Origin of the sequence: Brevundimonas sp. (genome assembly GCF_036400995.1) — a bacterium.
GTDB lineage: Bacteria > Pseudomonadota > Alphaproteobacteria > Caulobacterales > Caulobacteraceae > Brevundimonas.
Window position 1 is genome coordinate 1 of record NZ_DASWWG010000087.1, and the last position, 8460, is coordinate 8460.

Sequence of the window (8460 nt, forward strand, 5' to 3'; positions counted from 1 at the left end):
CAGGGTCTCGCCGGCCCGGGCCAGGAAGGTGCGGCGGTCCAGCAGGCCCGTCAGGCTGTCGCGGTGCGAGGCGGCGAATTTCGTTTCCAGCGCGACCACGCCGGCGGCGCGCAGGCCGTCTTCCAGCCAGACGCCGCGCCAGATGCAGGTCTCGGCGTCGCGCATGCGCAGACGGATGGCGACCTCGGTCCCCTCCTCCTGCGGCTTCAGCACCTTTTCAGCGAGGGCCCGGTCCTGCGGAACGGCGACGGCGGTGAAGGCCGCGCCGGAGCATTCAGGGGCCAGCGGGCCCAGTCCCAGCGCCCGGGTCGCCCCGGTGAACCGCATCTGATCGTCGGCGGGCGTCCAGATCCACAGGGCGACGTCCGCCGCCGCCAGCGCCTCGATGGCGGTGGTCGCGTCCCAGGCCAGACTTCTGGAGCGAGTGTTCACGCGCCGCGGGTCTCCGATGCTCGGCTTCAGCCGGCGCGTCCGGCCCCGTCATTCACGCAGCCGAACAGGAGATGGTCTGCCCAAGCGCCGTTAATTTTGAGATAAGCCCGGGCCCGGCCCTCGTGCTCGAAGCCCGCCTTTTCGAGCACGCGGCGCGAGGCGGCGTTGTGCGGAACGCAGGACGCCTCGACCCGATGCAGCTTCAGTTCGGCGAAGGCGAAGCTGACCGCGGCCCTCACCGCGGCCGTGGCGAGGCCGCGCCCCGCGTAACGACCTCCGATCCAGTAGCCGATGGTGCCGGTCTCGGCGACGCCGCGCCGGACGTTCGACAGGGTGATGGCGCCGACCAACGTCCGCCCGTGGTCGGTGAAGATGAAGAAGGGCCAGGCGTTCCCGGCGTCCATCTCGCGCTGATAGACCGACAGGCGGCGGCGATAGGCGGCGCGGGTCAGGTCATCCTCGGGCCAGAGCGGCTCCCAGGGCTGCAGATAGGGGTAGGACTCCTGCCGCAGCGTGGCCCAGGCCTCGTGGTCCGAGGCGCGCGGCGCGCGCAGGATGACCCCCGCTCCCTCCACCACGGGGCCGCCCGCGTCACTGATCCAGTCCAGAAGCGCCATAGGGCCAGAATAGTCCTGTGACGATCAGCCGAACAGGGCGTCGCGGAAGGCCTTGCCCGCCGGGGCGGCCGCCTTGGGCCCCAGCACCGCCGTCGCCGCCTTGCCGGGCGACAGGCAGGCCTGGGCGGCCGCGCGGACGTCGGCGACGCTCTGGGCCAGGATACGCTCGGCGGACACCTCCGACGCCACCGGCGCGCCGTAGATCAGCACCTGGGCCGCGGCCCGCCCGGCGCGCGAGGCCGGGCTTTCGTCCGACATCCACAGGCTGGCGTTCAGCACCGCCTTGGCGCGGGCCAGCTCGGCGTCGGTGGGGCCGTGATCGGCCAGCGCCTTCAGTTCGGCCGCGCAGACCTGCGCCAGTTCGACCGCCCGGTCCGCGGAGGCGCCGGAATAGATGCCCAGAACGCCCGCGTCCTCATAGGGCTCGTGCCAGGCGTCGATGGCGTAGGCCAGACCCCGCTCCTCGCGCGCGCTCTGGAACAGGCGCGAGGCCATGCCGCCGCCGAGGATCTCGCTCATCAGCCGGGTCGCCGGGTACAGCGGATCGACGGCCGAGGGGGCGGGCAGTTCAAAGACGAAATTGGCCTGTTCGATCCGCCGGGTCAGGGCCGCGTCGCCGCCGGTGAAGACCGGGACGGCGGGCGCCTCGGCCGGGGCGGCGACCTGATCGCCGAACCACAGCTCGGCCAGGGTCAGCAGTTCGCCCTCGTCCACCGCGCCGGAGGCCGCCACGACCATCCGGTCCGGCGAATACAGGCGGGCGCGCCAGGCGGCGATCAAGGCCTTGTCGACGGGCTTCAGGCTGGCCACCGAGCCGAGGATCGGGCGACCCAGCGGCTGGTCGGCGAAGGCGCGGGTCTGGGCCATTTCGAAGACGTGGTCGTCGGGCGTGTCGAAGGCCTCGGCGATCTCCTGCGCCACCACGTCCTTCTCCCGCACGATCTCGGCCGGATCGAGGGTGGGGCGGAAGACCAGGTCGGACAGCACCTGCATGGCCAGCGGCAGGCCGCCCTGCAGGGCCCGCACCTCGAAGCTGGTGCGCTCATAGCCGGTGGCGGCGTTGATCGAGCCGCCCTCGGCCTCGATCCGCTCGACGATCTCGCGCGCGCCCATGTCGCCGGCGCCCTTGAACACCAGATGCTCGAGACAGTGCGACCAGCCCGAGGTCGCCTCGGTCTCCCACTTGGCCCCGCCGCGCACGGCGACGGTCAGGGCGAGGGTGCGCAGGCCCGGCATGGGGTCGCAGACGACGCGGACGCCGTTTGACAGGGTGTGGAGGGTGGTCAGGTCGAGCTCTTTTCAGACGTCGGGGCGCCGGTCCGGCGCCGAAGCAGCGCCACGTAGGTCCCCAGCAGGGCCAGCGCCAGTCCGAACCAGGTCAGGGCGTAGCCGAAATGATTGTTGGCGAAGGCCGCGGGCGGCGCCGAGGGCTGCAGGGCCGCCCAGTCCGGATTGCTCGAGGACAGGGCGTACAGGGTCTCCGGCGCGACCGATCCGGTCACGCCCAGCGCCTTCGCCATCGCCGGCGTATCGCGGGCATAGAAATGATCGCCGCTGGGCGGGGCGGCCATCGCGCCCGGCGGGGGCGTGTGGCGCAGTTCGACGGTCAGCGCGGTCGGCGCCTCCGACGGCGAGACCGGGGGACGGGCCGAGATCGTGTCGGCGACGAAACCGCGATCCACGAGATAGGTCGGGCCGGAGGAGTCCGGACGGCAGGCCGAGATCAGGCGCACCCCGACCTGCCCCTCCTGCACGGTCTGCAGCTCGATGAAGCGCGCGGTCGCCAGACCGGCGCAGTCGATGACGGCCTTGCGGAACTCCGTCCCGGGGACGGCGAGAACGGCGGCCAGCGGTTGCGGCGGCAGGGCGGCGGCCGCTTCGGCCTCGGCGATCAGGGCTTCCTTCCAGTGCAGGCGCTGGACCTGCCAGGTCCCCAGCCCGCACAGCAGGACCAGCGCGGCGCCGGTCGCGAGGGTCAGCCCCCACGGGAAGCGGGCGCGCATCTATTCCTCCTCCATCGGGGGACGGGGACCATGCGAAGCATGGTGGAGGGGTGTTTGCCCCAGCGTGCCGCCAGCAACCCCTCCGCCGCTGCGCGGTCCCCCTCCCCCGGGGGGGGAGGAACGCATCTGCAGGGCGATCATCACGCCCTTGCCCGGGCGCATCAGCCCGATCGACAGCCCCGCGACCAGCGGCAGGGTGATCAGCAGCAGCAGCCAGATGGGCGGGTTCCAGGCGATCATGGCGTAGAGGGCGCCGAAGACTACGATGCCGCCCGCGATCTGCATGATGAAGATGGCCGCGCCGTCGCCGGTGTTCAGGCGGCTGTAGTCGAAGCCGCAGGCCTCGCACCGGTCCACGACCCTGAGGAAGCCCGCATAGAGCGGCCCCTGCCCGCAGTTGGGACAGCGACAAAGCAGACCGGCGCGGATCGGGTCGATCCGCGCCGGCTCAGGAGATTGCCCTGTGGGGCCTTCGGTCACCCGAAGACGACGTAGACGAAGGCGAACAGGAACAGCCAGACCACGTCGACGAAGTGCCAGTACCAGGCCGCCGCCTCGAAGCCGAAATGCTTCTCCGGGGTGAACTGGCCGGCGACCAGACGCAGCATGCAGACGATCAGGAACAGGGTGCCGATCAGCACGTGGAAGCCGTGGAAGCCGGTCGCCATGAAGAAGATCGAACCGTACAGGCCCGAGCTGATGGCTTCGTCGTTGAAGAACAGGTGCTCGTGGATGATGTGCTGGTACTCATAGGCCTGCACAGCGGTGAACAGCAGACCCAGGGCGATGGTGATGCCCAGGCCGATCTTGGTGGCCTTGCGGTCGCCCTGCGCGATGGCGTGGTGCGCCCAGGTCACGGTCGTGCCCGACAGCAGCAGGATCACGGTGTTCAGCAGCGGCAGTTGCCAGGCGTCCAGCGTCTCGACGCCCTTCGGCGGCCAGGTCGACCAGGCCTTGGCGGTGTCCGCCCAGGCGCCGATTTCCGGAACGTGCGTGCGGGCCTCGTTGAAGAGGCTCATCTCGAAGAACATCCAGAAGAAGGCCACGAAGAACATCACTTCCGAAGCGATGAACAGCAGCATGCCGTAGCGCAGGCCGATCGAGACGACCGGGGTGTGGTCGCCCGCGCGGCTTTCCTTGACCACGTCGGTCCACCAGAGGCCGGCCGACAGGAAGGTGCCGACCAGACCGGCGAAGAACAGGGCCTTGTCGCCCTTGGCGAACAGGGCGCCCATCACGGGACCGGCGTCAGCCGGAACCAGGCCCTTCATCCAGACCACGGCGCCGATCATCATGATCGTCACGGCCACCGACGACAGCAGCGGCCAGGGGCTGGGATTCACCAGGTGGTAGTCGTGATGCGGGGTCGCGTGGGCGTCGGCCATCTGTGTCTCTTGAAACGGTCGAGAGTCGTATTACCGCAGGCTATAGCGTTCGCTATCCGGCCGCGCCAGAGGCTTGCGCCTCAGTTTGGGCGCCGTTTACCGCCTGCTGGAACCGGTCGGTCGGGTAGAAGGTGTAGCTGAGCGTGATTTCGCTGACGCCGCGGGCCTCCGCGTCGGTCGCCATCTCGGGCGCGACGAAATACTGGACCGGGAATTTCACCGTCTGGCCGGGCTGGATGATCTGCTCGTCGAAGCAGAAGCACTGCAGCTTCTGGAAATAGGGGCCCGCCCGTTCCGGCACGACATTGTAGGCCGCCTTGGCGCTGATCGGCTTGTCCGAGGTGTTGGTCACGTCGAAGAAGGCCATGCCGGTCTCGCCGACGCGGACGCGCTGGCTGACCTGTTCGGCGCGGAACTGCATCGGCAGGCCGCGGACATTGGTGTCGAACCGCACCAGCACCGTCTGGTCCAACTGGACGTCCGGCGCCTTGTCGGCCTTGCTGACCGTGCCGTCGAAGCCGGTCACCTGACAGAACATCCGGTACAGGGGCACCGCCGCGAACGAGGCGCCGGTCATGCCCATGACGCCCAGCACACAGGCGATGGCGACGGCGTTCCGCGACATCTTCACTTGGCGTATCCGACCGGCTCGCCGGCGGCGATGGCGGCGGTGCGCGCGTCGATGTTGCGCTTCAGGTTCAGGATGGTGACGCCGAACACGATCACCATGAAGGCGACCAGCGCCCCGGCGATCGCCAGGTTGCGCTTCTTGCGGGCGGTGAGTTCTTCGGGGGTCAGCTGGCGCATGGGTCTTACAGTCCCGGGGTGAAGCTCTCGACCAGCAGCGCCGCGAACAGGGCCACCAGGTAGAGGATCGAGAAGGCGAACAGGTTGCGGGCCGGTTTGGCCTCGGCGCGGACGTCGTACAATGCGGCCTCTCGCCCCACGGCCTCGGCCTTGTCGGGCTGGTCGCCGGCGCGCGACCGCCACAGGCGAACGGCCAGCCACAGGAAGCCGAGCCCGCCGCCGACGGACACCACGCGATAGACGATCCCGCCCATGCCGGTCAGGCCCGGCGCGACCGCCGCGGCCAGGAACAGCAGGGTGTAGACGAGGATCTGCAGGCGGGTGCTCTTCGCCCCGCGCGCCACCGGCATCATCGGGATGCCCGCCTTGGCGTAGTCGCCGGCCGAATACAGGGCCAGGGCCCAGCTGTGCGGCGGGGTCCACAGGAAGATGATCAGGAACAGCAGCCAGGCCTGCCAGGGCGCCGATCCGGTCGCCGCCGCCCAGCCGATCACCGGCGGGAAGGCGCCCGCGGCGCCGCCGATGACGATGTTCTGGGGCGTCCGCCGCTTCAGCAGCAGGGTGTAGAAGACCGCATAGTACAGGATGGTCAGCAGCAGCAGGCCGCCCGCCAGCCAGTTGGTGGTCATGCCCAGCAGCATGACCGAGAAGATCGACAGGATGACGCCGAAGGCCATGGCGTCGTTCTTGCGAACCCGGCCCGCCGCGACGGGGCGGCCGCGCGTGCGGCGCATCAGGGCGTCGGTCTCGCCCTCCACCGCCATGTTCAGGGCCCCGGCGGCGCCGGCGCCGACCGCGATGCACAGGATGGCGATCGCCGAGGAGATCCAGTCCAGGTCGCCGTTCGCCACCACCAGGCCGACCACGGCGGTGAAGATCACCACCGACATCACGCGCGGCTTCAGCAGCTGGAAGAAGTCTTCCGGCTGGGCCGTGGACATGGCGGGCTGTGCGGCGGGTTCGGTCATCGGCTCTCTAACGCGGCCTCATAGCGCGAAGCTGGGGTCCGCAAAATGGCTGGGGCCGCCCCCTCTGTCGAAGGAGCGGCCCCGATGCTGTCCGGTCCGCGAGGACCGGGGTCTTAGTGCTCGTCCTGCTTGACCACCGGCAGTTCGTTGAACTGGTGGTGCGGCGGGGGCGAGCTGAGCGTCCACTCCAGGGTGGTGGCGCCTTCGCCCCACGGATTGGCGACGCCCGGACGACGACGGATCGCGGCCTCCAGCAGCATCACCAGGAAGACGGCGACGCCGACGATGGTGATCGCGTAGCCGACCGACGAGACGTGGTTCCACAGGTAGAACGCGTCCGGATAGTCGATGTAGCGGCGCGGCATGCCCTGCAGGCCCAGGAAGTGCTGCGGGAAGAAGACCAGGTTCACGCCGACGAACATGACCCAGAAGTGCAGGCAGCCGAGGAACTCGTTGTACTTCACGCCGAACATCTTCTCGAACCAGTAGTAGAAGCCCGCGAAGATGGCGAAGACGGCGCCCAGCGACAGCACGTAGTGGAAGTGCGCCACGACGTAGTAGGTGTCGTGCAGGCTGTAGTCGATGCCGGCGTTCGACAGGACCACGCCGGTCACGCCGCCGACGGTGAACAGGAAGATGAAGCCGATCGCCCACAGCATGGGCGTCTTGAAGCTGATCGACCCGCCCCACATGGTCGCGATCCACGAGAAGATCTTAACGCCGGTGGGCACCGCGATGATCATGGTCGCGGCCACGAAGTAGGCGCGCAGGTTCACCGACATGCCGACGGTGTACATGTGGTGCGCCCACACGATGAAGCCGATGAAGCCGATGGCGACCATGGCGTAGGCCATGGCGAGGTAGCCGAAGACGGGCTTCTTCGAGAAGGTCGAGACGATGTGCGAGACGATGCCGAAGCCCGGCAGGATCAGGATGTACACCTCGGGGTGGCCGAAGAACCAGAACAGGTGCTGGAACATGACGGGGTCGCCGCCGCCGGCCGGGTTGAAGAACGAGGTGCCGAAGTTGCGGTCCGCCAGCAGCATGGTGATGGCGCCGGCCAGAACCGGCAGCGACAGCAGCAGCAGGAAGGCGGTGATCAGCACGGCCCAGGCGAACAGCGGCATGCGGTGCAGGGTCATGCCCGGCGCGCGCATGTTAAAGATGGTGGTGATGAAGTTGATCGCGCCGAGGATCGACGAGGCGCCCGCGACGTGCAGCGAGAAGATCGCCAGGTCCATCGCCGGACCGGTGTGACCCGAGGTCGAGAGCGGCGGATAGATCGTCCAGCCGCCGCCGAAGCCCTTGCCCGGGCCGCCGTCGACGAACATCGAGACGCACAGCAGCACCCAGGCCGAGACCAGCAGCCAGAACGAGATGTTGTTCATGCGCGGGAAGGCCATGTCGGGCGCGCCGATCATGATCGGAACGAACCAGTTGCCGAAGCCGCCGATCATGGCGGGCATGACCATGAAGAAGATCATGATCAGGGCGTGGGCCGTGACGGTCACGTTGTAACCGTGCTTGGACGCCTCAACGAGGCCCAGTTGCTCGATGATGCCGCCCGGGACGAAATACTGGATGCCCGGCGCGGCCAGTTCCAGACGGATCAGGCCGGACAGGGCGCCGCCCACGATCCCCGCCATGATGGCGAAGATCAGGTACAGGGTCCCGATGTCCTTGTGGTTGGTCGACAGGAACCAGCGGGTGAAGAAGCCCGGCTTGTGGTCGTGATGCCCGTCGTGGTCGTGGGCTAGGTTCTCGGCTGCGGTGGCCATGATCTTTGGGGCTCTCGCGTATCGTTACTGGGCGGCCGGATCGGCGGCGGGATCGGGGAGGTCGGTGGTGGTTCCGACCGGGGCGGCGGCGGCAGGCGCCATCGCATCCGAGGAGACGTTGCGCGAGGCGACCGCGCCGGTGGTGCCGGCGGCGACCTGGGCGGCGGTGCCGCCCGGAGCCTGTTCCGGAGTCTTAGGGGTCATCGAACCGCCCTTGGAGGCGACCCAGGCCGCGAACTCGGCGCGCGAGACCACGTTGATCTGGATCGGCATGAAGGCGTGGTCGACGCCGCAGAGCTCGGAGCACTGACCGTAGTAGACACCCGGGCGGTCGGCGCGGAACCAGGTCTCGTTGACCCGGCCCGGGACGGCGTCGGTCTTGAGACCGAAGGCCGGCAGGGCCACGGCGTGGATCTCGTCGGCGGCGGTGACCAGCAGGCGGACATTGGCGCCGACCGGCACCACCATCG

At 69.0% G+C, this 8460-nt stretch carries 9 protein-coding genes and 2 pseudogenes; all 11 read right to left on the reverse strand.

The window, feature by feature from the left end; translation table 11 throughout:
* Window positions 1–432 (reverse strand): annotated as a pseudogene (locus VGE03_RS12415) (bifunctional diguanylate cyclase/phosphodiesterase); the annotation flags it as partial.
* A 26-nt stretch (window positions 433–458) separates the two neighbouring features.
* Window positions 459–1049: a GNAT family protein gene (locus tag VGE03_RS12420; RefSeq protein ID WP_331046786.1), complete on the reverse strand. Its 591-nt coding sequence runs from the start codon at window positions 1047–1049 to the stop codon at window positions 459–461.
* A 24-nt stretch (window positions 1050–1073) separates the two neighbouring features.
* The gene (locus VGE03_RS12425; protein ID WP_331046787.1) at window positions 1074–2285 is read right to left on the reverse strand and encodes a pitrilysin family protein; all 1212 of its coding nucleotides are present in this window, start codon (window positions 2283–2285) and stop codon (window positions 1074–1076) included.
* A gap of 47 nt (window positions 2286–2332) precedes the next feature.
* Window positions 2333–3052 carry an SURF1 family protein gene (locus VGE03_RS12430; protein WP_331046788.1) on the reverse strand — a complete coding sequence of 240 codons (720 nt, stop codon included), beginning with the start codon at window positions 3050–3052 and terminating at the stop codon, window positions 2333–2335.
* Window positions 3053–3532 (reverse strand): DUF983 domain-containing protein, encoded by a 480-nt coding sequence (locus VGE03_RS12435; RefSeq protein ID WP_331046789.1) that lies wholly within the window; start codon window positions 3530–3532, stop codon window positions 3053–3055.
* Window positions 3529–4437 carry a cytochrome c oxidase subunit 3 gene (locus tag VGE03_RS12440; RefSeq protein WP_331046790.1) on the reverse strand — a complete coding sequence of 303 codons (909 nt, stop codon included), beginning with the start codon at window positions 4435–4437 and terminating at the stop codon, window positions 3529–3531. Before VGE03_RS12440 ends, VGE03_RS12435 begins: the two co-directional genes overlap by 4 nt.
* A gap of 52 nt (window positions 4438–4489) precedes the next feature.
* The gene (locus tag VGE03_RS12445) at window positions 4490–5062 is read right to left on the reverse strand and encodes a cytochrome c oxidase assembly protein (protein ID WP_331046794.1); all 573 of its coding nucleotides are present in this window, start codon (window positions 5060–5062) and stop codon (window positions 4490–4492) included.
* A gap of 2 nt (window positions 5063–5064) precedes the next feature.
* Window positions 5065–5244, reverse strand: coding sequence for a hypothetical protein (locus VGE03_RS12450; RefSeq protein WP_331046791.1), 180 nt, complete (start codon window positions 5242–5244; stop codon window positions 5065–5067).
* A 5-nt stretch (window positions 5245–5249) separates the two neighbouring features.
* Complete coding sequence (locus VGE03_RS12455; protein ID WP_331046792.1) at window positions 5250–6212, reverse strand: heme o synthase; 963 nt, start codon at window positions 6210–6212, stop codon at window positions 5250–5252.
* Between the two features lie 113 nt (window positions 6213–6325).
* Window positions 6326–7990, reverse strand: coding sequence for a cytochrome c oxidase subunit I (ctaD, locus tag VGE03_RS12460; RefSeq protein WP_331046793.1), 1665 nt, complete (start codon window positions 7988–7990; stop codon window positions 6326–6328).
* A 24-nt stretch (window positions 7991–8014) separates the two neighbouring features.
* A pseudogene (locus tag VGE03_RS12465) lies at window positions 8015–8460 on the reverse strand (cytochrome c oxidase subunit II); the annotation flags it as partial.